Annotated in this window: 20 protein-coding genes, 1 pseudogene and 1 riboswitch; of the genes and pseudogenes, 6 read left to right on the top strand and 15 right to left on the bottom strand. The window is 54.0% G+C overall.

All coding sequences use genetic code 11. The annotated features are described in order from the left end of the window. Window positions 1–107: 107 nt before the first annotated feature. A riboswitch (Lysine riboswitch) is annotated at window positions 108–333 on the top strand. Window positions 334–426: 93 nt separating this feature from the next. Continuing rightward, window positions 427–1,776, top strand: coding sequence for a lysine-sensitive aspartokinase 3 (gene lysC / locus E0L21_RS03945; protein ID WP_131406979.1), 1,350 nt, complete (start codon window positions 427–429; stop codon window positions 1,774–1,776). A 57-nt stretch (window positions 1,777–1,833) separates the two neighbouring features. Here the strand turns inward: lysC and E0L21_RS03940 are convergent, their stop codons facing one another. The 3 genes from E0L21_RS03940 to E0L21_RS03930 are packed head-to-tail and all read right to left on the bottom strand — an operon-like array spanning window position 1,834 to window position 4,992. Beyond that, window positions 1,834–2,619 (bottom strand): nucleotidyltransferase domain-containing protein, encoded by a 786-nt coding sequence (locus tag E0L21_RS03940; protein WP_131406977.1) that lies wholly within the window; start codon window positions 2,617–2,619, stop codon window positions 1,834–1,836. A 14-nt stretch (window positions 2,620–2,633) separates the two neighbouring features. Then, a complete protein-coding gene (locus tag E0L21_RS03935; RefSeq protein WP_131407421.1) occupies window positions 2,634–3,860 on the bottom strand; it encodes an RtcB family protein in 1,227 nt (408 codons plus the stop codon). Beyond that, the gene (locus E0L21_RS03930) at window positions 3,850–4,992 is read right to left on the bottom strand and encodes a slipin family protein (protein WP_131406975.1); all 1,143 of its coding nucleotides are present in this window, start codon (window positions 4,990–4,992) and stop codon (window positions 3,850–3,852) included. Before E0L21_RS03930 ends, E0L21_RS03935 begins: the two co-directional genes overlap by 11 nt. 469 nt (window positions 4,993–5,461) lie before the next feature. On the opposite strand from E0L21_RS03930, the gene rtcR reads away from it, so the two are divergent. Further along, window positions 5,462–7,048, top strand: coding sequence for an RNA repair transcriptional activator RtcR (gene rtcR / locus E0L21_RS03925; RefSeq protein WP_131406973.1), 1,587 nt, complete (start codon window positions 5,462–5,464; stop codon window positions 7,046–7,048). Between the two features lie 264 nt (window positions 7,049–7,312). After that, window positions 7,313–8,254, top strand: a complete 942-nt coding sequence (gene panS, locus E0L21_RS03920; protein WP_131406971.1) for a ketopantoate/pantoate/pantothenate transporter PanS — start codon at window positions 7,313–7,315, stop codon at window positions 8,252–8,254. Window positions 8,255–8,290: 36 nt separating this feature from the next. Here the strand turns inward: panS and E0L21_RS03915 are convergent, their stop codons facing one another. Both E0L21_RS03915 and E0L21_RS03910 read right to left on the bottom strand, forming a co-directional pair. Beyond that, on the bottom strand, window positions 8,291–8,725 hold the full coding sequence (locus tag E0L21_RS03915; RefSeq protein ID WP_131406969.1) for a helix-turn-helix domain-containing protein: 435 nt from the start codon (window positions 8,723–8,725) through the stop codon (window positions 8,291–8,293). Beyond that, window positions 8,722–9,033, bottom strand: a complete 312-nt coding sequence (locus E0L21_RS03910) for a type II toxin-antitoxin system HigB family toxin (RefSeq protein WP_131406967.1) — start codon at window positions 9,031–9,033, stop codon at window positions 8,722–8,724. Before E0L21_RS03910 ends, E0L21_RS03915 begins: the two co-directional genes overlap by 4 nt. Before the next feature lie 247 nt (window positions 9,034–9,280). Here E0L21_RS03910 and E0L21_RS03905 point away from each other — a divergent pair, with 247 nt between their 5' ends. Further along, a complete protein-coding gene (locus tag E0L21_RS03905) occupies window positions 9,281–9,553 on the top strand; it encodes a DUF3811 domain-containing protein (RefSeq protein WP_131406965.1) in 273 nt (90 codons plus the stop codon). Here E0L21_RS03905 and rluF read toward each other — a convergent pair whose 3' ends face one another. The 5 genes from rluF to metH all read right to left on the bottom strand — a co-directional run bounded on the left by rluF (window position 9,554) and on the right by metH (window position 17,532). Continuing rightward, entirely contained in the window at window positions 9,554–10,417 is an 864-nt protein-coding gene (gene rluF, locus E0L21_RS03900) for a 23S rRNA pseudouridine(2604) synthase RluF (RefSeq protein WP_131406963.1), read from the bottom strand. A 136-nt stretch (window positions 10,418–10,553) separates the two neighbouring features. Further along, a complete protein-coding gene (locus E0L21_RS03895; RefSeq protein WP_131406961.1) occupies window positions 10,554–12,185 on the bottom strand; it encodes a Na/Pi cotransporter family protein in 1,632 nt (543 codons plus the stop codon). A gap of 171 nt (window positions 12,186–12,356) precedes the next feature. Next, window positions 12,357–12,824 carry a hypothetical protein gene (locus E0L21_RS03890; protein WP_131406959.1) on the bottom strand — a complete coding sequence of 156 codons (468 nt, stop codon included), beginning with the start codon at window positions 12,822–12,824 and terminating at the stop codon, window positions 12,357–12,359. Next, window positions 12,808–13,617, bottom strand: a complete 810-nt coding sequence (locus E0L21_RS03885) for a hypothetical protein (RefSeq protein ID WP_235855194.1) — start codon at window positions 13,615–13,617, stop codon at window positions 12,808–12,810. Before E0L21_RS03885 ends, E0L21_RS03890 begins: the two co-directional genes overlap by 17 nt. Before the next feature lie 228 nt (window positions 13,618–13,845). Beyond that, window positions 13,846–17,532: a methionine synthase gene (metH, locus tag E0L21_RS03880; RefSeq protein WP_131406957.1), complete on the bottom strand. Its 3,687-nt coding sequence runs from the start codon at window positions 17,530–17,532 to the stop codon at window positions 13,846–13,848. Between the two features lie 497 nt (window positions 17,533–18,029). Between metH and iclR the strand changes: the two genes are divergently transcribed. Both iclR and E0L21_RS03870 read left to right on the top strand, forming a co-directional pair. Next, window positions 18,030–18,854, top strand: coding sequence for a glyoxylate bypass operon transcriptional repressor IclR (gene iclR / locus E0L21_RS03875; protein WP_131406955.1), 825 nt, complete (start codon window positions 18,030–18,032; stop codon window positions 18,852–18,854). Between the two features lie 98 nt (window positions 18,855–18,952). Then, window positions 18,953–19,074: pseudogene (locus E0L21_RS03870) on the top strand (phosphatidate cytidylyltransferase); the annotation flags it as partial. 1 nt (window position 19,075) lies between these two features. Here E0L21_RS03870 and aceK read toward each other — a convergent pair. The 5 genes from aceK to E0L21_RS03845 all read right to left on the bottom strand — a co-directional run bounded on the left by aceK (window position 19,076) and on the right by E0L21_RS03845 (window position 25,677). Next, entirely contained in the window at window positions 19,076–20,824 is a 1,749-nt protein-coding gene (aceK, locus tag E0L21_RS03865) for a bifunctional isocitrate dehydrogenase kinase/phosphatase (RefSeq protein WP_131406954.1), read from the bottom strand. 54 nt (window positions 20,825–20,878) lie between these two features. Further along, the gene (gene aceA / locus E0L21_RS03860) at window positions 20,879–22,183 is read right to left on the bottom strand and encodes an isocitrate lyase (protein WP_131407417.1); all 1,305 of its coding nucleotides are present in this window, start codon (window positions 22,181–22,183) and stop codon (window positions 20,879–20,881) included. A gap of 154 nt (window positions 22,184–22,337) precedes the next feature. Then, window positions 22,338–23,939 (bottom strand): malate synthase A, encoded by a 1,602-nt coding sequence (gene aceB, locus E0L21_RS03855; RefSeq protein ID WP_131406952.1) that lies wholly within the window; start codon window positions 23,937–23,939, stop codon window positions 22,338–22,340. Between the two features lie 245 nt (window positions 23,940–24,184). Beyond that, window positions 24,185–25,114: a homoserine O-acetyltransferase MetA gene (metA, locus tag E0L21_RS03850; RefSeq protein ID WP_131406950.1), complete on the bottom strand. Its 930-nt coding sequence runs from the start codon at window positions 25,112–25,114 to the stop codon at window positions 24,185–24,187. Window positions 25,115–25,248: 134 nt separating this feature from the next. Next, window positions 25,249–25,677, bottom strand: a complete 429-nt coding sequence (locus E0L21_RS03845; protein ID WP_131406948.1) for a YjaA family stress response protein — start codon at window positions 25,675–25,677, stop codon at window positions 25,249–25,251. Between the last annotated feature and the right edge of the window lie 238 nt (window positions 25,678–25,915).

Here is a 25,915-nt window from a genome sequence, read left to right as displayed (position 1 = left end):
GTTGCAGCAAGGCGGCAACTGAGCGCATCCCCGGGAGCTTACACCAGTAAGTGACCGGGGTAAGTGAAGGCGGCCAACGCCGCTGCGGCATGAAAGGCGAAGGTAAAATAGCCAGAAGAGGCGCGTTACCCAGGCACACGGTGTTCGAAGCGCCAGGCTGATGAAAACACCTGAGGGGGAGTAACGCCGAGATAACAAAACGCCTGGCAGCGTGCGTTATCGGCTACAGGGGCTGAATCCCCTGGGTTGTCACCAGAAGCGTTCGCAGTCGAACGTTTCATGTCCGCAGACGTTACGGAAAGTGGGCAGACAAGGTGGAGCACTTCTGGGGAAATCGTAGCTGTTTATCGCTCTGCGCCCACCCCGATTTTTCGCTCTTTCCTTGTGCCATGGCTGAATAGAGAATCCCCCTGACACGAGGTTGTTATGACTAGTTTCGTTGTCGCCAAATTTGGCGGCACCAGCGTTGCCGATTTTGATGCCATGAACCGCAGTGCGGACGTGGTGCTTTCCGATGCCAGCGTCCGTCTGGTGGTGCTTTCCGCTTCCGCAGGGGTAACCAATTTACTGGTGGCGCTGGCTGAAGGGCTGCAAGCCAGCGAGCGTTTCGTCAAGCTCGACGCTATCCGCAAAATTCAGTTCGATATTCTGGAACGTCTGGCGAACCCGGCGGTTATCCGCGAAGAGATTGAGCGGTTACTGGACAATATCACCACGCTTGCCGAAGCCGCATCGCTGGCGACATCCACGGCGCTGACCGACGAATTAGTCAGCCACGGCGAGCTGATGTCAACGCTGCTGTTTGTGGAAGTGCTGCGCCAACGCAGTGTCCAGGCACAGTGGTTTGACGTGCGCAAAGTGATGCGCACCAGCGACCGTTTTGGCCGCGCTGAACCGGATGTCACCGCACTGGCGGAACTTGCCGGACAACAACTCGCGCCGCGCCTGAATGAAGGGTTAGTGATTACCCAGGGCTTTATCGGGAGTGAAGCCAAAGGCCGCACTACCACGCTTGGCCGCGGCGGCAGCGATTATACCGCCGCGCTGCTGGGCGAAGCGCTGCACGCCTCTCGTGTGGATATCTGGACCGATGTCCCGGGCATTTACACCACCGACCCGCGCGTGGTGCCCGCCGCGAAACGCATTGATGAGATCGCCTTTGAAGAAGCGGCAGAGATGGCGACATTCGGCGCGAAAGTGCTGCATCCCGCCACGCTGTTGCCTGCGGTACGCAGTGACATTCCGGTTTTTGTCGGTTCCAGCAAAGACCCGAAAGCCGGTGGCACACTGGTGTGCAACAACACCCGCAACCCGCCGCTGTTTCGCGCGCTGGCGCTGCGCCGCAAGCAGACACTGCTCACGCTGCACAGCCTGAACATGCTGCACTCACGCGGTTTTCTTGCGGAAGTGTTTGGCATCCTGGCGCGTCACAGTATCTCGGTTGATTTGATAACCACCTCAGAAGTGAGTGTGGCGTTGACGCTGGACACCACCGGTTCAACGTCGACCGGCGATACATTATTAACGCAGGCGCTGCTGACCGAGCTCTCTTCCCTGTGCCGGGTGGAAGTGGAAGAAGATTTAGCGCTGGTGGCGATTATCGGCAACGATTTGTCGAAAGCCTGCGGCGTCGGTAAAGAGGTATTTGGTGTGCTGGATCCGTTCAATATCCGCATGATTTGCTATGGCGCATCCAGCCATAATCTCTGCTTCCTGGTGCCGGGAAAAGAGGCCGAACAGGTAGTGCAAAAACTGCATCACAACTTGTTTGAGTAATTCCTCTCCGTTTGCAGGTGAGAACAAAAGGCCCGGTGAATCACCGGGCCTTTTTTCTTATGCCATTACCGTCTGGAACAGCAACGCGTCAAGATCTCTCACCTTGCCGCTGCGGCTTTCCGGTAGTGCATCCGGCACTTCGCCACGCGCCAGCTCATCGCTGATAAATGCATGCAGCAGCGGGCGTCGCGCACCATACTGAGCCTCACCTGCCCGCTGTTTTAACGCCAGCAGCTCATCGATTTCCGCGCGCAACGGCGCAGCAAGGTCGCACCCTGCCAATAGCGTGGCAAAACGCATTGGCGGCATCCCTTTGCCCGCTTCTATCCAGCGTACCGCCAGCAGCGGACGTAGCACATAAAAGTACTTTTTCAGCCGTACCTGTTTGCCCTGCAAATAGCCGCGAAAGTTCTTTTTCGCCATCGAATAGTAGTGCCAGCGCGCTCTGACCGGCGAAAACCAGCGTGGCACCTGCACACGCAACGCGGCGAGCGTGGCGTCATCCTGCTGGTAGACGATCGGGGAATCTAACCATTCGATTAAGGCCGGGTTAGCGCTTTTCAGCAATCCCAACGCTTTGCGCCACTCCCACCCGCAAACGTCCAGTTCATCGTCTATCGGCAGTTCGATGACATCACGCTGCGGCTCGACGCGCAAATACCAGTCCGGTTGATGCACATACAAAAAGCGTACATCGTAATCGCTATCCGGTGAAGCGAAGCCCCAGCCGCGGCTGCCGGATTCGCAGGCGTAAAGCACTTTCACGCCGTAGGTTTTTTCCACATCGTGTAACACCTGCCGCACACGCCTGCGCATGGCGACATCCACACCTAAAGGTTCCATTATGACTATCCTTCTTATCCTTTCACACACACCACCTGCCGCAGGGTATGCACCACTTCTACCAGCGCGTTTTGGGCGGCCATCACCGCGTCGATATCTTTGTAAGCCATCGGGATCTCATCGATCACCTCGCTGTCTTTACGGCACTCCACATGCGCAGTAGCGCGTATTTGATCTTCTACGGTAAAGCGTTTTTTTGCCGTCGTACGGCTCATGGTGCGCCCTGCTCCGTGGCTGCATGAGCAGAAGCTCTCTTCATTTCCCAGCCCACGCACGATAAAACTTTTCGCACCCATCGAGCCGGGAATAATCCCCATCTGCCCTTTTTGCGCCGACACCGCACCTTTACGCGTCACCAGTACTTCTTCGCCAAAGTGCGTCTCTTTTTGCACATAGTTGTGGTGGCAATTCACCGCTTCCTGCTGGGTGATAAACGGTTTGATCACAATACGCGCCAGTGCCGCCAGTACGCGCGATATCATCACTTCACGGTTATGGCGGGCAAAATCCTGCGCCCATTCGACCGCTTCCAGATAGTCGTCGTAGTGCTTGCTGCCTTCCTGAAAATAGGCCAGGTTTCGGTCCGGCAAATTGGCGATATGCTGCTGCATATCCTGCTGCGCCAGGGTGATAAACACGTTACCGATGGCGTTACCCACGCCGCGCGAACCGCTGTGCAACATCACCCACACGCGCTGCTGCTCATCCAGACACACTTCAATAAAGTGATTGCCGGTTCCCAACGTTCCCAAATGTTGATGATTGTTGGTTTGCAACAAGCGCGGGTATTTATCCGTCAGGCGCTTAAAGCGCGGCGCAAGCAACGCCCAGTGGCTATCCACCTCTTGCGGCGGGTTTTCCCACGCGCCTTTATCACGTTTCGAACGGTTCACCGAACGTCCGTGCGGTACTGCCTGCTCAATGGCACTGCGCAACCCGCCGAGGTTATCTGGCAGATCCGCCGCCAGCAGCGAGGTGCGCACGGCAATCATGCCGCAGCCAATATCCACGCCCACCGCCGCCGGGATAATCGCCCCTTTGGTTGGGATCACGCTGCCAATGGTCGAGCCTTTCCCCAGATGCACATCTGGCATCACCGCCAGGTGCCTGAAGATAAACGGCATTTTTGCTGTGTTCAGCAACTGCTCACGCGCTTCGGGTTCGACCGGCACGCCGTGAGTCCACATTTTCACTGGCGCACTGTGCTCCTGCGCCAGCAGTTGATAGTCGTTATGCTGCATCATGACTTCCTTTGATGTTAACAAGGCCGTGCAGTACCTGGTCGAGGCCACCAAAGACCGAGATCTTATCGATGCGCTCCGCCACACGCTCCAGCGTTTCCAATTCTTTAAGGCGCAACGCCACCGGGTTGCTCTCCATCACTTTTGCCGTGTTCAACAACGAACGGGTCGCTGCGGTCTCTTCACGACGGCGGATAACATTGGCCTGCGCCGATTTTTCCGCTTCCACTAAGCGCGACAGAATGGTTTTCATCTCACCCGGCAGGATGATGTCTTTCACCCCTAACGATGCCACTTCAATACCAAACGCCGCCATGCGATTCGCCACCTGCGCACTCACTAACTCATCAATGACCTGTTTATCTTCCAGCAGCTCATCCAGCGTGCGCGTACCCACCGCTTCGCGCAGGGCAAACTGCAACTCGCGGTAGAGGTGATCTAGCGGTTTGCTCAGTTGGGCAAAAGCGCTTAATACATCGGTGTAACGCCAGTTCGCCGCCAGGTTCAGCCGCAAGGTGACTTTATCTTTGGTCAGGATCTCCTGGCCGCTCACTTCAAGGACTTGCAGGCGTAAGTCCACCACTTCGGCTTCCACCAGATGATTCACTTTCCAGTAGCCGCTCAACCCCGCCGGTAACAGCGCCTGCGTCACGCCGTCGACTTTTAAAACCCCCGCGTGCCAGGCCGGAACCTGCACCGCCAGAATCGCGTCGCGGCCTTTTACCGCCACGCCGCGTTTGGGTTGCGCCACGGCGTTAAGGATCTCCGTGGGAACACGCACGTCGCGAGTATCCATGCGTACCAGTTTCAGCGCGTCATCCGCTTGCCAGTACAGGCGGCGCGTTGAAGGCGGCAGGATCTCCAGCAGCATGCCGTTGAGATAAAGCGCACCGGCTTCGTTATCTGACATATCGGCAGCCAGGCAGTAACGCTCCACCCACTGTGGCTGGAAGCGGCGCAAATATTCCGCCAGACCAGCGGCCACTTCACTGCCATCGGTATTGACCACCAGCACGTCGGGTTTGTTGAACCACGGCAGGCGGTGCTCACCGGTTTCCAGAACCTGGATGTAGTCACCCTCTTTTGCCAGTAAACCTAATTGACCTTTACGTATTGTGATTTTGTTGGTCATGACTTTCTCCTTAAATCGTTAGCCTTAACGACCGCGAATGCAGGGGCGAAGCCGCAGGGGAAACACCGTTTTGCCTGCCGCCCGGCGCCGTTACCGGCGGTCGTTGGGAGGTAATCGTTAACAGCCCGATTACCGGGGTACTGCCTGTTTATCTCCATAGATAAGGTGGCGAATTCGGGATTCGAACCCGAAAAAGAACCGACTTTTCGCAAATGTCTTTCCGCAGACGGAACGCCCCCGGAAAACGTCTTGTGCCGTTCCTGGTGCGCCGGCGGGGTGCGTAACCCCTGCTAACTCAGCGTGCTGACATAATACTTATTGCCAGAAGCGTGCCAGAATCATAAACATGCGAGTAAATTTTTTATTTATTTGAAAAATAAAAAGTTTATTTTTATCGCAATCAATGACATTGCCGTGGGGGTTATTATTTTTTATCTTTATATATCGGTTTTTATCTTATGGGATAAACATGAAGCGTCGAGTGGTGATCGGTGTACTGGGAACGGTGCTGGATAAACGTGGCAAACGGCAAAACCGGTTTCGCAAATGGCGGCCCACCGTAGGGTTGTGCCAGCAGCCGGATTTCGCTGTCGACAGGCTTGAATTGCTGCACCAGCCGCGCGATGAAGGTCTGGCGCAGCAGACAGCGGATGACATTGCGCTCGTTTCACCGCATACCGAGGTACGCAAACATGCGATGATGATTAAAGATCCGTGGGATTTTGAAGAGGTGTATGCCGCGTTTCTCGATTTCGCCACCCATTATCCGTTTGATACAGAAAATGAAGAGTACCTGGTGCATATCACCACCGGGACGCACGTCGCGCAGATCTGCTGGTTCCTGCTGACCGAAGCGCGTTATCTGCCCGCCAGTCTGTTGCAGACCGGCCCGGCGGCGAAAGGCGCTTCTGACGAGGCGATAGCCGCTGGCGTCTGTTCAGTTATCGATCTCGATTTAAGCCGTTACGCCACGTTGACCAGCCGTTTTCAGCGCGAACAACAGCAGTCGGTGTCGTTTCTGAAATCCGGTATTGATACGCGTAATGCCACCTTTAACCGCTTAATCGAGCAAATCGAACGCGTATCGCTGCGTTCAACAGCGCCCATTCTGCTGACCGGGCCAACCGGTGCGGGGAAATCGTTTCTGGCAAAACGCATCTTTCAGTTACGCCAATCCCGCCACCTGGTGCAGGGGCGTCTGGTGGCGGTGAACTGCGCCACGCTGCGCGGCGATAATGCCATGTCGACACTGTTCGGCCATGTGAAAGGCGCTTTTACCGGCGCACAACAGGCGCGCACCGGCCTGCTGCGAGAAGCCGATGGCGGGGTGTTGTTCCTGGATGAGATTACCGAGTTGGGGCTGGATGAGCAGGCGATGCTGCTGAAGGCAATTGAAGAGAAGACTTTTTTCCCCTTTGGCTCCGATAAAGAAGTGCACAGTGATTTTCAACTGATTGCGGGTACGCACCGGAATATGCAGCAGTGGGTGGATGAAGGACGCTTCAGGGAAGATCTCTTTGCGCGTATCAATATGTGGACGTTCGCGCTACCGGGTCTGGCGGAGCGACGGGAAGATATCGCCCCGAATATTGAGTACGAACTCCAGCGTTTTTCACAGCAGCAGCAGACGCAAATCCGCTTTGATAAGAGCGCTCGCGAGCGCTATCTGGCCTTCGCTTGTTCTCCTCACGCAGCGTGGCGCGGCAATTTTCGCGAATTGAGCACGTCAATCGCGCGAATGGCAACGCTGGCGGAACAGGGGCGGATTAACGACGCGTTAGTTGAAGAAGAGGTGCAGCGTTTAGCGTATCACTGGCGCGGGGCGTCAGCATTGCAAGACCTGCCCGTGGATATCAGCACGCTGGATTTGTTCGATCAACGCCAGTTGGAAACGGTGATTGCTGTCTGCAGACGCAGCCAGACGCTTTCGGAAGCGGGGCGCGAATTGTTCGCCATTTCCCGACAGAGAAAGGCCAATCCGAATGATGCGGATCGCCTGCGCAAATACCTGGCTCGCTTCGGGTTGAGCTGGGAAAGCGTACGCAGCGCAACATAAAAGATCTTCATCATAATTTGTTTGAATAATATTCCTTAGCACGATAAACAATATCAATGGTCGGGCTCGATCCCCTCCTTAAATACCCTCAGTCATTCGAGTTGCAGGAGAAGTTGTGAACAGCGCTTGCGCTGGCTCTGAAGGGGTGAGGCTGTCTGGTTAAATCCGCCTATTTGCTCGGATAAACGGCGCAGCCCGCCCAACTGTAACCTGCAGAATGAAGGGTAATAAAAACACAACACAACAATCGCAAGGAATCCCCACATGCTCGCAACTTTCACGCGGCTGTTCCCGTTATGGGCGCTGCTGCTCTCGGTACTCGCGTATTATTTCCCGCCAACGTTTATCGCCATTGGCCCGTGGGTGACCACGCTGTTGATGCTGATTATGTTTGGCATGGGCGTGCACCTAAAAATTGATGACTTCAAACGCGTCCTGTCGCGCCCGGCTCCGGTTGCCGCCGGCATTTTCCTGCACTATCTGGTGATGCCGCTGGCGGCATGGCTACTGGCGCTGATTTTTAAGATGCCGCCGGATCTCTCTGCTGGCATGGTGCTGGTGGGAAGTGTAGCCAGCGGAACGGCATCAAACGTGATGATTTATCTGGCAAAAGGCGATGTCGCGCTGTCCGTCACCATCTCCTCGGTTTCGACGCTGGTGGGCGTTGTCGCCACGCCGCTGCTGACGCGTCTGTATGTCGATGCGCATATTCAGGTAGATGTAATGGGCATGCTGTTGAGCATCCTGCAAATAGTAGTGATCCCGATTGCGTTAGGGCTAATAGTGCATCACCTGTTCCCGCGCGTGGTTAACGCGCTGGAGCCATATTTGCCGGCATTTTCCATGGTCTGCATCCTGGCAATCATTAGCGCGGTGGTCGCGGGTTCTGCGAACTATATCGCTTCTGTTGGCCTGGTAGTGATTGTCGCGGTGATCCTGCATAACAGCATTGGTCTGCTCGGCGGTTACTGGGGTGGGCGTCTGTTCGGCTTTGATGAATCGACCTGCCGAACGCTGGCCATTGAGGTGGGCATGCAGAACTCCGGCCTTGCTGCGGCATTAGGCAAAATCTACTTCTCGCCGCTCGCCGCGCTGCCTGGTGCGCTGTTCTCCGTATGGCACAACCTTTCCGGTTCACTGCTGGCGGGCTACTGGTCGGGCAAACCGATCGACGGGCGCAAAACGGAAGCGGTGAAAGAGGGTTAACCTTGCAAGAAATGGCTGTCATCGCAGCCATTTCACTCAACCCGCGATGTGATGGACTGGCTCAATAAACACGTCGGTCGATACATTAAAGCGTTTCGCCAGCGCCCTGATATGGTCGACAGTCAGGTTGCGCTCGCCATTAAGGATGCGGCTTACCAGGGAACGCTGGCCGATTTCATCACGAAACGAGGACTGATTTAACCCGTGCTGATCCATCAAAACACGTAAGGCGGCAACGCCGCGTGGCAGTGCAGCGATACGCGCGTTAAACGCCGCCAGTTCCGGGTCGTTATTTTCATAGTGCTCTATCTTTGCGGTAAGCAGCGCGACCAGTGAGCTTTCCGGCGCATGTGTGAGCAACCGTTCAACCATCTCCAGCGCCTGCTCATAATCCTCTTTGCCGGGGTGATTTCCCAAAAAAGGCACCAGTTTCACCAGCTCGTCAGCGGCCTTGATCGCATCCTCAATCATTCTTTGGTCTCCCGGTAATGTCTTATCAACTTGCCGTATTCAGCATGGGTCACAATATGTTTGACAAATATCTTTGCTGATTCAAAATCTGCGAAAAACAGCACTCGCAAATGGTTGCCACCGACATTGATGACCCACCATTTATCCCTGTATTTCATCTTATCCAGGCTTGGGAACTCTTCTCGCAACTCGTCTGGATTCTTGTAAACAGTGTTTTTCAGGATTTTGTAAACCGCGTCCAGCGCCAGCGTATGGTTTGGAAAATCTTTAGCCGCGTTATCGAACGGCCTCCTTGATATAACGTGCATCGCTCCCTCACACGTTCCATTATGGAAACATCATAACTGCTGTTGGTAATGTTGACAAGATGGAAACATTCGTCGTTTTTACCGACTTAAACCTCTTACCGTAAGTGCATCACCCTACAGGGCAGTACCGAAAAGTCTCCCGCCAAAAAACAAATCTGCGAAGCACCTTCCGGGGTTTATGCACGACCACGCAGACATCCCCCCTTACATCGCGTAGACTCGATGCACTTCCCAAGGAGAACGCTTTATGGCACTGACCAGACTGACGCAAAAAGAGATGACGGAGAGTGAACAGCGGGAGTTGAAAACGCTGCTGGATCGCGCCCGTATCGCGCATGGACGCCCGCTCAGCAACGCTGAAGCTAATCATGTGAAGAAGGAGTACATCGATAAACTGATGGCGCAGCGCGAAGCTACAGCGAAGAAAGCCCGCCAGATGAAGAAACAGCAGGCTTATAAACCGGATGAGAACGCCACGTTTTCCTGGTCGGCCACCACCTCAACGCGCGGCAGGCGCTAGTTAGCGCCCTTTCTTTTTCCTGCCCGGCTGGGTAAATCGTTTCCCCGCCGTGTTTGCCCGGCCTTTCTCTTCGGGCTTCGCCACTTTTACTGCGGGCTTTTTCGCCGCCTGCGGTTTCGCTTTTGCTTTCGGCTTCGCTTCCGACGATGAGTTCTCAATCAGCTTAAACAGCGCGATCAGCTCGTCATCCGTCAGATCACGCCACTCCCCTGGCGGCAAGCCAGTGAGACTGACGTTCATAATGCGCGTACGCTCAAGTTTGGTGACTTCATAACCAAAGTGTTCGCACATGCGGCGAATTTGGCGGTTCAGTCCCTGAACGAGCGTGATGCGAAAAGTAAACGGCGCTTCTTTTTTTACCTTGCACTTTTTGGTTTTGGTGCCGAGGATTGGCACGCCCGCGCTCATACCCTGCACGAATTCGTCGGTGACGGGCTTATTGACGGTCACCAGATACTCTTTCTCGTGATCGTTACCAGCACGCAGGATTTTATTGACTAAATCGCCGTGGTTAGTGAGAAAAATCAGCCCCTGTGAATCTTTGTCCAGACGGCCAATGGGGAAGATACGGCTGCTGTGATTAACGAAATCAACGATATTGTCTTTTTCGCCATCTTCAGTGGTACTGACAATGCCAACGGGTTTATTCAACGCAATAAACACCAAATCTTCGTCGTCTCTCGGCTCGATAAGTTGACCGTTCACTTTCACAACGTCTCCGGCAACCACCTGATCGCCGATCCCGGCGCGCTTGCCGTTGATAAAGACATTGCCTTGCTCAATGTAACGGTCGGCCTCACGGCGTGAGCAAATCCCGCTTTCGCTGATGTATTTGTTTAAACGTGTTGATTGGGTTGGCAGCATAAATTCTCCTGTAAAAGCGGAATATAACTGGCTTCGCCGGGAGATAAAACCGGATTTTAGCCATGCCAAATCGAATTTGTGCATTTACGCAGTAAAAGTGGGATTTTAGCTACCGTGCCCGCAGGCACGGTACGGGTTAAGCATCGTCGCGCTCGTCGTCTTCATCCGGCTGTTCCAGCACGCTGTAAGCCACCGAGCAGAACAAGGAGTTAAGACGCTTCATGTCGCCCAGCAAACCAAGGTGCAGCGAGCTGGTTTCAATGCTTTGCACGTTTTGTTGATGCAGGCGGTCAACGTGCGCATGAGAATAACGGCGGTTCATAATGCGGAAGCGGTGCTTGCTGCGGCGTAAACGCCGGGCGCTGGTAATGTCGCTGGAGAAAAATACCGACATCGCCAGCTTAAGATTGCCCACCAGCCGTTCATGAAGAGCATCGAGTTCTTGCAGGCCTTCAACAGAGAAAGCGCGCCGTGCCGCCAGAGATTTGTCGGCAATTTCGCTCCCCATGCGCTCGACAATATCGGAAGCCTGCTCAAGGTTCAGCGACATCTCGATAATTTCCGCCCAGCGTTTCGACTCCTCTTCCGCCAGCTCATCTTTCGGCATACGCGCCAGATAGAGCTTAATTGCCGTGTACAGCACATTAATGTCCTCGGCCTGTTTGCGCAGTTCTTTCTCCTGACGGGGCTGGCCGTGCATCACTTTATGCAGCCCTTCAAGCATCAGCTCCATCGCATCGCCCATGCGCAAAGTTTCCCGCGCAGCATTGGCCAACGCCAGCGTTGGCGTATCCAGCGCGGAACTGTCGAGATGCTTTGGCTTCAGGCGCGTATCCAGCTCTGGTTCTTCACGAATGATCCGCTTGCAAAACTTCGCCATTGGCCCAGCAAACGGCACCATCGCCAGGCAACGGATCAGGTTGTAAAACACATGGAAATAGATAACCAGTTCCGCTTCCGGCAAGGGAAGTTTCTGCATTGATGTGGCAAGCACATGCACAAACGGCAGAATGATCAGGCTGCCCACCAGCTTGAACAGCAAACTGCCAAGCGCCACGCGCCGGGCGGCAGCATTAGCGGCACTGTTATTGAGCATCGCCAGCAGGCCGGAACCGAGGTTGGCACCAATCACCAGACACAGCGCAACCGGGAAAGAGATAATCCCTGCCGTAACCAGCGTCGCCGTCAGCAGCACCGCCGCCAGACTGGAGTAACTGATAATGGCGAACACCGCGCCAATCAGCGCATCGAGCATAATATCGCCGGTCAGCGAGGCGAAAATCACCTGCACACCATTGGCCTGAGTGATCGGCGTAACCGCCTGCACAATCAACTCCAGCGCCAGAAGAATCAACCCAAGACCGATGCTGACACGCCCAAGCTGGCCTTCGCGCGTTTGTTTACGCCCGAGGAAGAAAATGACGCCAAGAAAAATCAGCAGCGGCGATAGCCAGGAAAGATCGAACGTCAGAATGCGCGCCATCAGCGCTGTCCCAACATCTGCGCCCAGCACAATCACCAACGCAGGAGTGAGCGCCACTAAATCCTGGGCGACAAACGAGGCCACCAGCATGGTGGTGGCGTTACTGCTCTGCACCAGCGCAGTAACGCCGATACCCGCGCAGAAGGCGAGCGGTTTCCTTTCGACGCTACGGCTAAGAACGGTACGTAAACGTGCGCCAAAAACACGCATCACACCCGTACGCACAATATGTGTGCCCCACACCAGCAGAGCCACGGCAGAAAGCAGATGAAGCAAAGTCAGCACAGAATCAGGTTCTCCTTATCGTTATGCATTGCTCGTTACCGGAAAGATAACGTCAACATTATGAAGTAAGTATAAGGCGTCAATGCGAAGAAAAGCGCAGGGTGCTGGTTAAGCCCCCTGAGAGTTGTAAAGAAAAATGACAGTTATGTGACAGAAGCGAGGGTTTATCGGTTAGCGAGAGACGACAGGTGCCGTTTGCGGATTGCCCTGGCGTTTAGCCCACACGACCGACGCAATTTTAAGTGCTTCCGAGACGATAAACAGTAAAACGGCCCCCCACGCAACGGTAAAACCGGCAAAATGCATAAACAATGGAATCAGCGCCACTGAGCATTTTAACGACAGCACGCGGGCTATTTCCTGCACGATAAAGAAAATAGTATGGATGTCTTTTTTTACGAAAAAAGACCAGGCAGAAAAAACCAGCGAGATAATCAGCGCGATATTAATAAAGAACATCGCCTGGATAATTACGCCCATCAATCCACTCACACCGAGTTGTGAGTAATTGGTATAAAAACCGCTAATATCGGAATAAAAAGGAACGTTACCGCCTTGCAGCGAAAAAAATAAATAACTGGTCAGTGCCAGCACATCCATAATACCCCAAAAAGCAAATATCTTATTTCTTAAATTCATAATCCTCATCCCTTACGCCTGGAATCCATTGCCATGATTTCCCCGATTGCGTCCAGGCATCATCACCCTCAAGGTATTTCTGATAAACGGTACGCTTTTCACCATAACGCCGGATCACCGAGCGATTATAGAGGATTTCTCGGGTATCAGACGAGACGCTTTCCGGTATTGGTGTCCATAGCTGAATTTTGTCTCGCGAGGTGTTCATATAATCTTTACCTTCGGAGCCAAATACGCGCCCTTGATCGCCCATACTTGTCGCCCGGTTGAGCATCATTACCGCGGTATTTTTGACGCCGTGAAAGTCTGTTTCGCTGGTTTTCCAGTAGCCTGGACCAAACTCTGGCGTCACCGGCACAAAGGTACTTCGGGTCGGGGCAGGTCGACCATGCATTGCCACACTGTCTTTAAAACCGTTCAAAATGGTTCTGATAAACACCGCGTTAAACGACAAGCATTGCACACAAAACAGTTCGGCGTTTTCCGCGATAAAGAACGGGTAATAGAAGCGGTTACGCGTGCTGACGTTCGGGCGAACGACCACCACTACGCCTTTATCCACCAGGCTATCAATATATTTTTCTTTTTGATGACCTAGCGGATCATGCGGTAAGCCATATTTAAAACCGTGATGCCGCTTAATCGTGTAACCATCGATGCTGCCTAGAATATTATTCGGGCTATTCTCGATGAAGTATTCTTTTTTAATAATATTTTTCGCGATATCTGGGGCCAGGATATTCTCGTAATCCTTCGGCAATAGATTTCTTTTTCTTATATCATAAATATCCATTTTATAATACCTAAGTTAAATTTATGACAATTAAATGAACTGCAAAAGAGTAAGCAATCTTGCCGTGTAGTCCGTCTCCATCATACGCATGAAGAGGAAGATGGGTCTAAGAAAATATCCACTTTTAAGAATGTTCTGAGTTTCAATCTGTATTATGTTTGCTTCACGATAGTTTCGTGAAAATGAAATAGCGAAAAAATAGGGCATTTAAAAAATGCCCTACTGGTATCAATCTGCGTCGTAACCTAAATTAGACGCCAGCCAGCGCTCAACTTCCGCCACCGACATGCCTTTACGCCGCGCGTAATCTTCCACCTGGTCGCGCTGAATCTGCGCTACCGCGAAGTATTTACTGTCCGGGTGGCTGAAATACCAGCCGGAAACCGATGCTCCTGGCCACATCGCGTAGGATTCGGTCAGTTTCATCCCGGTATGTTTTTCAACGTCCAGCAACTGCCAGATGGTGCCTTTTTCCGTATGTTCCGGGCAAGCCGGGTAGCCCGGCGCCGGGCGAATGCCTTGATAATTCTCTCGGATCAACTCGTCGTTGCTGAGGTTTTCGTTCGGTGCATAGCCCCAGTAGACTTTGCGCACCCGCTCATGCAGGTATTCGGCAAAAGCTTCAGCCAGGCGGTCGGCCACCGCTTTAACCATGATTTTATTGTAATCATCGTGCGCGGCGTCGTACGCCTCAGCTAACGCATCCTCTTCAAGCCCACCGGTCACCGCGAAGGCGCCAATGTAGTCCGCTTTACCGCTCTGTTTGGGTGCCACGAAATCCGCCAGGCAGTAGTTGGCAAAACCGACTTTTTCCGTTTGCTGGCGCAGATGGCAACCCATCGCCAGCACCTGCGTACGAGTTTCGTCGCGGTAGATTTCCACATCGTCGCCAACACGGTTCGCCGGGAAAAGCCCGACCACGCCGCGCGGATTGAGCAGCTTTTCCGCGCTCAGTTTATCAAGCATCTCGTTAGCATCGGCAAACAAGCGTTTCGCCTCTTCACCGACAACCTCATCTTCGAGGATGCGCGGATATTTCCCGGCCAGCGACCAGGTCATAAAGAATGGCGTCCAGTCGATGTAGGTACGCAGCGTCTCGATACTGGCTATGACTTCCTGCACACCCAGGCGGTGCGCGGCTGGCGGAGTATAACGTTCCCAGTCAAACGCGAGATCGTTTTCTCGCGCCGCTTGCAACGTCACTGGCGGCGTACGCGGTTTTTTACGTGCATGCTGGATACGCACGGTTTCATACTCTTTGCGAGTGCGCGCCACAAACTCATCGTGCTGCGTATCCGAAAGCAGAGCTGACACCACGCCCACGGTACGCGAGGCGTTTTGCACATACACCGTCGGCCCGCTGTAGTTCTGCTCGATTTTCACCGCCGTGTGCGCTTTCGACGTGGTCGCACCGCCAATCAGCAGCGGAATGGTGAAACCCTGGCGTTCCATCTCTTTCGCCACGTTGACCATTTCGTCGAGCGACGGCGTAATCAACCCGGAAAGACCAATCAAGTCAGCATTCACTTCGCGCGCGGTTTTCAGGATCTTATCGGCGGGCACCATCACGCCGAGGTCGATAATTTCGTAGTTGTTACATTGCAGTACCACGCCCACGATGTTTTTGCCGATGTCGTGGACATCGCCTTTCACGGTGGCGATCACCATTTTGCCGTTGCTGCTGCCCTTCTCTTTGCTGGCTTCGATATACGGTTCCAGATAGGCCACGGCTTGTTTCATCACGCGGGCGGATTTCACCACCTGCGGCAAGAACATTTTGCCCTCGCCGAACAGATCGCCCACCACGTTCATACCGTCCATTAACGGCCCTTCAATCACTTCAATCGGGCGGGCGGCCTGCTGACGCGCCTCTTCGGTATCGAGTTCAATAAACTCGGTGATGCCTTTTACCAGCGAATATTCGAGACGTTTTTTCACATCCCAACTGCGCCACTCCGCCTGCTGCGCGTTTGCCCCTTCATCGGCGGCTTTGCTGCCGCGATATTTTTCCGCCAGATCCAGCATGCGCTCGGTCGCATCATCGCGGCGGTTAAGGATCACGTCTTCAACGCCGTCGCGCAGCTCGGCAGGCAAATCATCGTAAATCGCCAGTTGCCCAGCATTGACGATGCCCATGTCCATGCCGTTACGAATGGCGTAATAAAGGAACACGGCGTGGATCGCTTCACGTACCGGGTCGTTGCCGCGAAACGAGAACGAGACGTTGGAAACACCGCCGGAGATCAGCGCGTGCGGCAACTCGCGTTTGATGTCTTCACACGCACCAATAAAGTCCTGCGCATAGTTGTTGTGTTCTTCAATACCGGTTGCCACGGCGAAGATGTTCGGATCGAAGATAATGTCTTCCGGCGGAAAACCCACCTCTTCGGTGAGAATTTTATAGGCGCGACGGCAGATTTCGATTTTCCGCGCGCGCGTATCCGCCTGGCCGTTTTCGTCAAAGGCCATCACCACTACGGCTGCGCCATAGCTACGCACCAGCTTCGCGTGGTGAATAAACGGCTCAACGCCCTCCTTCATCGAAATGGAGTTAACGATGCCTTTGCCCTGGATACATTTCAGCCCTTTTTCGATCACCTCCCACTTTGAGGAGTCGATCATGATAGGCACGCGGGCAATATCCGGCTCACCGGCAATCAGGTTGAGGAAACGCACCATCGCCGCTTCAGCATCGAGCATCCCTTCATCCATGTTGATGTCGATAATCTGCGCGCCGCTTTCAACCTGCTGGCGCGCCACATCCAGCGCTTCGGCGTACTTCTCTTCTTTAATCAGGCGTTTAAATTTGGCGGAACCGGTGACGTTGGTACGCTCGCCAACGTTCACAAACAGGCTGTCGTCACCGATATTGAGCGGCTCCAGACCCGCAAGGCGGCAAGCAACGGGCACATCTGGCAACTGGCGCGGCGGCAAGCCTTCGACTGCACGGCTCATGGCGGCGATATGCTCTGGAGTAGTACCGCAGCAACCGCCAACGATATTCAGAAAGCCCGCCTGCGCCCACTCGCGGATTTGCGCCGCCATGGTGTCGGCGTCGAGATCATATTCACCAAAGGCGTTGGGCAAGCCGGCATTCGGGTGCGCAGTGACATAACATTCGGCGATACGGGAAAGTTCCTGCACATACTGGCGCAGTTCATCCGGCCCCAGCGCGCAGTTCAGGCCGAAGGTGAGCGCATCGGCGTGCCGCAGGGAGTTATAAAACGCTTCGGTGGTCTGCCCGGAGAGCGTACGCCCGGAGGCATCAGTAATGGTGCCGGAAATCATGATCGGCAAATCCACGCCCAGCGCATCAAACTCCGCTTTCACCGCAAAAATTGCCGCTTTGGCGTTAAGCGTATCGAACACGGTTTCAATCAGGATCAGGTCTGATCCCCCTTCCACCAGCGCTTTGGTGGATTCACGATAAGCACTAACCAACTGATCGAAGGAGATATTGCGAAATGCGGGGTCATTAACGTCCGGTGAAATTGAGGCAGTGCGGTTAGTCGGGCCAAGCACCCCAGCGACATAACGCGGTTTGTCCGGCGTGTGCGCCGTCCATTTGTCGGCGCTGGCACGCGCCAGTTTGGCAGCGGCAAAGTTGATTTCCGCCGACAGGGATTCCATCTGGTAATCCGCCATGGCGATAGTCGTTGAGTTAAAGGTATTGGTTTCGATGATATCCGCGCCCGCTGCAAAATAGGCGTCATGAATCGCGCTTATCACCTCCGGCTTGCTGAGCACCAGCAAATCGTTGTTTCCTTTAAGGTCGCTGGGCCAGTCGGCGAAACGCTTACCGCGAAAATCCTGCTCACTCAGACGATAGCTCTGGATCATGGTGCCCATGCCCCCATCCAGAACCAGAATTCTTTTGCTTAATTGCTGCTTCAGTTGCTCAACTTTGCTGCTCACACGTGCTCCCGACAATGCTCAACCAGGCCAAAAGGCCAGCAGGACATACTGGCATAAAGTGGCAGAGCGGAAAAGCGACGCGGGGTGAACATGAGAGATGCTCACGTAACGCCCGCAAGCCTGATTGCTGCGCCAACCCGTTACCCTTTCAATACGATGACGTTTCCAGTTTTCAGGCTACGTTGCCGATGGCAAGAAACGGCAAAAGTTGGCGGCGCTAACGGCGCTCAATATTCAGGGAATGGCGACGTTGCCTGCCAAGCGACGATCGCCCATATGATGAGATGTTTTCAGCGCAACCACTGAGCCAGGTAAGACGAACCATTGCGCTTTGTGCTCAACGTATTCAGCCGGCAAAACACGTGCGTCAATAAATACACGGTATCCGGCATTTTCGTTCTGTTTTGCGCGAACTCATCCGATCAGTCTGCCAGGGAGTTGCGTTATACTCAGTTAAAACGAAAACGATTTCCACGATACAGAAAAAGGAGCCCGTCATGGCCACTTCCGTTCCCGCTAAACGAGGCAGAAAAGCCACAACCCCGGCCGCTCCAGCGGGTGGGCAAGTCCAGTCATTGACCCGCGGCCTGAAACTGCTGGAATGGATTGCCGAGTCTCATGGCAGCGTCGCCCTCACCGAGCTAGCGCAACAGGCCGGTTTACCGAACTCAACCACCCATCGCTTACTCACGACCATGCAGCAGCTAGGGTTTGTTCGCCAGGTGGGCGAGCTGGGCCACTGGTCGGTAGGCGCACATGCGTTTATCGTCGGCAGCAGTTTCCTGCAAAGCCGTAATCTGATGGCGATTGTTCACCCAATCTTGCGCAACTTAATGGAAGCCTCCGGCGAAACCGTGAATCTCGCGGTGCTGGATAAGAGCGATCACCAGGCGATAATTATCGATCAGGTGCAGTGTACACAGTTGATGCGGATGTCAGCGCCGATTGGTGGCAAATTACCGATGCATGCTTCCGGCGCGGGAAAAGCGTTTTTGTCCCGCCTGAGCGATGAGCAGGTTGGCAGCTTGCTGCACCGCCAGGGGTTGCATGCGTACACCCATGCTACGCTGGTATCGCCGGTACACCTGAAAGAAGATCTCGCCCAGAGCCGCAAACGCGGTTACTCCTTTGACGATGAAGAACATGCGCTGGGCTTGCGCTGCGTAGCGGCATGTATTTTTGACGAACACGGCGAACCTTTCGCCGCAATTTCCATCTCCGGGCCTATCTCACGCATCACCGATGATCGCGTGACCGAACTGGGCGCGATGGTTATCCGTGGCGCTAAAGAAGTGACGTTGGCGTACGGGGGAATGCGTTAACGTCCAAAAGGTTACAGCGTTTTTATTCGTCTCATGAAACCAGAGGCGTTCACAATCGGGTTTGAGTAGTCGTTTGTGCAGGTCGATGACTAATGTGCGATCGCGGCGTAAAGAATTTCGGCGCAATGCTCGAAGGGCACGGCTGCATGATGGACAGGATTGATTCTCTCTGTTTTGCCGCCCCAATCTTCTTCCCTTGGTGAGAGATTATTTCACCTGATCTACCCCGCCTGCCGCAGCGCGCCTGCGCCAAAGCGTACGCTGAAACGCTGGCGTTTGCGGTAGGCATAAACATCTTCGACATGCCCTTCGCGGATGCGCGCCTGCAACCCTCGCCAGTAGTCGGCACGCAGCAGATCGGCATGCATCTCTTCGAACAGCGGGCCGATTTCCGGGTCGGCGCACAGCCAGTGGCGAAACTCCTGCGGGAAAACATCGCCTGGCGACACGCTGTACCACGGTTCGGCGCTCAGCTCATCTTCCGGGTAACGCGGCGCGGGAATGTCGCGGAAATTCACTTCAGTCATATAACAAATTTCGTCGTAGTCATAGAACACCACACGGCCGTGGCGCGTGACACCGAAGTTCTTAAACAACATGTCGCCGGGGAAAATATTGGCGGCGGCAAGCTGGCGAATGGCGTTGCCATACTCCTCTACCGCGTCGCGCAGTTGCTGACCTTTAACCTGCTCAAACCATATATTGAGCGGCACCATACGGCGCTCAATATAGAGATGGCTGATGGTGATGCGATCGCCGAGATCGGTGATTTTGCCTGGCGCTTGTTCCAGCAAAAGCGCCATGAGCGCCGGGGCAATCTGCCGTTTTTCCAGCACAAAGTTTTCAAACTCTTGTGTATCGGCCATACGCCCCACGCGGTCATGCTCTTTGACCAGTTGATAGCAGGCACGAACGTGCGCGGCGCTCATCTCTTTTTGCGGGGGAAAGACATCTTTTATTACCTTAAATACCCGGTCAAAACCAGGCAGCGTGAACACCAGCATCACCATGCCGCGAATGCCTGGCGCTTCAATAAACTGCTCGTCGCTGGCGTTGATGTAATTTAAATATTCGCGGTAACTTTCCGTTTTGCCGTGTTTCTGGCAACCAATCGCCATATACAGTTCAGCAGTGGTTTTACCGGGCAGGATCTCACGCAGCCACTCGACTGTGGCGGCAGGCAGCGGGGCGTAAACCATAAAATAGGAGCGGGCAAAACCAAACACGATGCTGGCTTCCGCCGATGTGGTAAGACAGGTATCGACAAACAACTCGCCTTCATCGCTGCGGTGGAGCGGCAATAAGAACGGCAGCGTGGCCGACGGGGTAATAAGTTTGCCAACCAGCCAGGCAGCTTTGTTGCGGTAAAACAGTTCGTTCGCCACCTGCAAGTGAGACTGGGCAAGGGTTTCGCTGCCAAACGCCTCCTGCAAATGCGCGCTGATATAACGTACATCGCGCGCTTTATCCTGCCACGGCAGACGCAGCGGCAAATCTGACAGCACTTTGATCAGCAGCGCTTCCCAGCCGCGTTCCGGCCAGAACGCTTTGGCTAACGGGCGCGGGATAGTGCGAAAACGGCGTTCCGGCTGTGAGCTAAAGATAAACAGCCGTTCTGGCGTGAGAGAACGGTGATCAAACAGCCGACAATAGACTGAATTAAAGAAGCTTTCAGCAATTTCGAAGCGGGGATAATCCGGCAGCAGTTGCGTGTAGTGCTCTTTGACGCGCAGCAAAAACTCGGCATCCGGGCTTTGGCTGTCGGTGATGCAACGCAGTTGCTCGACGACCAGGCCAACATGGTGATCATAAAGATGAATGCGTTGCTTCATCGCCTGCTGAACGGCGTGCCAGTCGGCTTGTTCAAAGCGCTGTTGCGCGCCGGACGTCACTTCCAGAAAACGACCATACTGGGCATCAAAGCCTTGCAGGATGGTTTGGGCAATCAGCAGTTCCAGGCCACGCGACATCGTATTCCCCAGGCATAAGCCCGGTAGGCAAATCGCTACCGGGCAGGTTGACGATTAGAACTGTGCTTCTTCCGTTGAACCCGTCAACGCGGTTACCGACGAGGCACCACCCTGAATGATGGTGGTAACTTTGTCGAAATAACCGGTGCCCACTTCCTGCTGGTGCGAAACGAAGGTGTAGCCCTCTTTGCCCGCGGCGAACTCTGGCTGCTGCACTTTCTCGACGTAGTGTCTCATCCCTTCACCCTGCGCGTACGCATGGGCTAAATCGAACATGTTGAACCACATGCTATGGATGCCCGCGAGGGTGATGAACTGGAACTTATACCCCATATCTGACAGCTCCTGCTGGAAGCGGGAAATGGTGTTGTCATCAAGGTTCTTTTTCCAGTTAAACGACGGCGAACAGTTGTAAGCCAGCAGCTTGCCAGGATATTTCGCGTGGATCGCATCGGCAAAGCGGCGCGCCAGGTTCAGGTCTGGCGTTGAAGTTTCACACCACACCAGATCGGCATACGGCGCGTAAGCCAGACCGCGACTGATCGCCTGCTCAATGCCCGCATGGGTGCGGTAAAACCCTTCGCTGGTGCGCTCACCGGTGATAAACGCGCTGTCATAAGGGTCGCAATCTGAGGTAATCAGATCGGCAGCATCGGCATCGGTGCGCGCCACCAATAGCGTGGGAACGCCAAGCACATCTGCCGCCAGACGCGCCGCCACCAGTTTCTGCACAGCTTCTTGCGTAGGCACTAACACTTTGCCGCCCATATGGCCGCATTTTTTCACCGAGGCGAGCTGATCTTCGAAGTGCACTGCCGCCGCACCGGCTTCAATCATCGATTTCATCAACTCAAACGCGTTCAGCACGCCGCCAAAACCCGCTTCGGCATCTGCGACGATCGGCAGGAAATAGTCGACAAAGCGCGGGTCACCCGGCTCAATACCGGAAGACCACTGAATTTGATCGGCGCGGCGGAACGTATTATTGATGCGCTCGACCACCGACGGCACCGAGTTTGCCGGATAGAGCGACTGGTCAGGGTACATGCTGGCGGCGAGGTTGGCATCCGCCGCCACCTGCCAGCCGGAGAGATACACGGCTTCGATTCCCGCTTTCGCTTGCTGCAGCGCCTGCCCACCCGTCAGCGCGCCAAGGCTGTTGATATACCCTTTTTTCGATTCGCCATGCAGCAAGCGCCACATTTTCGCCGCGCCCAGTTGCGCCAGCGTACATTCCGGGTTGACCGAGCCGCGTAACTTCACCACGTCTTCCGCACTATAAGGGCGGCGAATGCCTTCCCAGCGCGGTTGCGTCCACTCTTTTTGTAATTCTTCGATTTGTTGGGTACGGGTTTTCATATGCAGATGCTCCATATTCTTCTCCTGGCTTCCCAGGCGTTTTTGGTGAAGGCAATTTGGTCACGACCCGCGCGCAAAAACCGAAACGTACGTGTTGTACGTGAGGACTTTGAGCACGTCCGGGCCAAAATGGCGGACAAAATAGCCCGGACGATTACGCCAGCAGGCGGTAACCAGGTAGCGTCAAGAAGTCGATCAACTCATCAGAGGTGGTGATCTGTTCCATCAGGCGCGCGGCATCGTCAAAACGCCCGCTGCTAAAACGGTGCTCACCCAACTCTTCTTGAATAACCCTCATCTCTTCGGCCAGCATCTGACGGAACAGCACTTTGGTGACCGGCTTGCCGTTGCTCAACGTTTTCTCGTGATGGATCCATTGCCAGATCGAGGTACGGGAAATTTCCGCCGTAGCGGCATCCTCCATCAGCCCGTAAATCGGCACACAGCCGTTGCCGGAGATCCACGCTTCGATGTACTGCACCGCGACGCGGATATTGGCTCGCATGCCCTCTTCGGTGCGTTCGCCTTCACAAGGTGCCAGCAGATCTTCTGCAGTGATCGGCGCATCGTCCTCACGGCTGACAAAGAGTTGGTTTTTGTGTTCGCCCAGCGCCGCATTGAACACCTCCATCACCGTGTCCCCAAGCCCAGGATGCGCAATCCAGGTGCCATCGTGACCGTTATTCGCTTCGAGCTGTTTATCGGCTTTCACTTTGTTCAGCACCCAGTTGTTACGCTCGGTGTCTTTGCTGGGGATAAACGCCGCCATACCGCCCATCGCAAATGCGCCACGACGATGGCAGGTTTTGATCAGCAGACGCGAATAAGCACTGAGGAACGGTTTATCCATGGTCACCACCTGGCGGTCAGGCAGCACGCGATCTGGGTAGTTTTTCAACGTCTTGATGTAGCTGAAGATGTAATCCCAGCGTCCGCAGTTCAGACCAACAATGTGGTCGCGCAGCGCGTGCAGGATCTCATCCATCTGGAATACCGCTGGTAAGGTTTCAATCAGCAGCGTGGCTTTGATCGTGCCGCGCGGCAGATTGAAACGATCCTCGGTAAAGCTGAAGACCTCGCTCCACCATGCAGCTTCTTGCCATGATTGCGTTTTCGGCAGGTAGAAATAGGGGCCGCTACCTTTGGCGAGCAGATTTTTGTGGTTGTGGAAAAAGTAGAGCGCGAAATCGAACAGGCTGCCCGGAATAGCTTCTTCGCGCCAGGTGACGTGTTTTTCCGGCAAGTGTAAACCACGCACACGACAAACCAGCACCGCCGGGTTTGGCTTCAGCTGATAGATTTTGCCCGCTTCATTGGTGTAGCTGATAGTGCCGTTGACCGCATCGCGCAGGTTGATCTGCCCATCGATCACTTTGTCCCAGTTGGGTGCCAGAGAATCTTCAAAATCTGCCATGAAGACTTTCACATTGGCATTCAACGCGTTGATCACCATTTTGCGCTCAACCGGTCCGGTAATTTCAACGCGGCGGTCTAACAGATCGTCGGGAATTCCACGGATCGTCCAGTTACTCTCACGAATGGAAGCGGTTTCCGAAATAAAGTCAGGCAACGTACCGGCATCGATTTGTTGCTGCTGATGTACGCGCGCGGCAAGCAGTTGATTGCGCTTTGGCGTAAAGCGGGTGACCAGCTCGCTCAGGAATTCCACGGCAGCCGGAGTGAGAATCTGCTTCTCTTGCTCACCGCGCGGTCGCGTAAAGGCCAATTCATCGGTTGTTGTCGCCTGTTGTGTCATGGTGCGGTTCCTCTTTTTGCAGCAAAGACATTTCCCAATGCCAACGAAGATCGGGTGTGCAGTTTTCGTTCAGCAGGATCAATCCTGGCTAATAATTTTTCCAAAATCAAAAACAATTTCCATTTTTAAATTAAAATGAAAATAACTGATTGATAAAAAAGAGGTTATAGTTTAATTACGTTGAGAAGTGGTTTTCGCAAATAAAAAAGGCACCCGAAGGTGCCTGTAATAAGGGGCTGAAACGCTTAATCCAGCGTGGGATTCATATGGCGCAGATCGTATGGTGTGATCTGGTAGACGTAGTAGTTGAGCCAGTTGATGAACAACAAATTGCCGTGGCTGCGCCAGGATGCACGCGGTTTATTCTGCGGATCGTCTTGCGGGAAGTAGTTGTGCGGCAGCTCCGGACTTAGCCCAGCATCCACATCGCGGAAAAACTCATCGGCCAATGTGTTGGCATCGTATTCCGGATGGCCGGTAACAAAGGCGATACGTTTGTCTTTGCTGGCGAACAGGTAGGCGTCTCCCTCTTCCGTCTGGGCGAGGATCTCTAAATCGGTGTAGTCGCGGATCAATGCAGCCGGGAAATCGGCGTAACGCGAGTGCGGCGCCAGAAAAACATCATCAAAACCACGCGTCAGTAACGCGTGAGGATGAAGGATATGGTGTTCGTATACGCCGGAGAGTTTTTCAGTGCGGGTCTGTTTGGGGATACCGTAAAGGATGTTTAGCGCGGCTTGTACCGCCCAACAGACAAACAGGGTTGAGGTGACATGATCTTTTGCCCACTCCAGAACCTGCTCGATTTGCGGCCAATAAGCTACGTCGTTAAATTCAACTAAGCCTAATGGCGCACCGGTGACAATCAGGCCATCGTAGTTTTCATCACGGATCTCATCGAAGTTACAGTAAAAGGTGTTGAGGTGTTCGGCCGGTGTGTTGCGTGATTCGCGAGAATCTATACGCAACAGGCGCACATCAACTTGTAGCGGTGAGTTCGACAACAGGCGCAGGAACTGGTTTTCCGTCTCAATCTTCTTTGGCATCAGATTGAGGATCAGCACCTTTAGCGGGCGGATTTCCTGCACTGTTGCGCGCGATGTTGTCATCACAAAGACATTCTCATCACGCAAGAAATTGACGGCTGGCAGCTCGTCCTGCACCCGAATCGGCATATCTTATATCCTCACTGCATACGTTTAAACGTTTAGACATCCAGACAGCCGAAGATACCCAGGAATCGGCAAAATGTCGAGTCCGCAAGTGAAAGGTGAGAAAGTTTCACGTCGCGGCCTGTGTAACATTGATATTAGCTAATGATTTTCGGTTTGTTATCGCGCTGAGAGGGAGGCATTTTCGATTGGCTCAGTGCCGCCAACACTTGCTGATCGCTAAGCGGCGTCTGGCTTGCAACCACCTGCGGGTAACGGCATCTGCCTTGCGAAGCGCCAAAAGTCATTTCAAGGATGGCGCGTTCTTCGACGGGTGATAAGCCGCCTTCATTCATCTCCATCGCATGCGCGAGGATCGCTAAACGCCCCATGCCCGGAAGCGCGTACCAGAATGAGCGCGGTGCAACTTGCAGAATCAAACCTTGTAACAGCTTTTCTGCCGGGAAGAAGTCGGCGATAAGTATCCGCTGATTGCTGAAGGTTTGACTACCCGAAACCTGCTGCTGAGTTTGGAGGTTACGCACAACCATCCGATTTTTATAAAGCTGGGCGTACAGAACGATCATAGCGATGTCCTTTAGCGATAAATGGAGCTAAAACAATAGCAAAAAAAGCCCCATGCTTTCGCATGAGGCTTTGTTCTGAGCAGGCAGTCACGCCTGTTGTGCGCCGGATTAGGCAGGCTGATTTCCCCGTCACTCACCGAGGGACTGCTGAGAGCCAGTAACCGGCATCGCAGGCATGAGTTTCGCTGTATAAAAACGCAAAAAGGCCATCCGTCAGGATGGCCTCTTCACTTAATTA

The organism is Kosakonia quasisacchari, from assembly GCF_004331415.1.
Lineage (GTDB): Bacteria > Pseudomonadota > Gammaproteobacteria > Enterobacterales > Enterobacteriaceae > Kosakonia > Kosakonia quasisacchari.
This window is presented reverse-complemented; position numbering and strand designations above follow the sequence as displayed.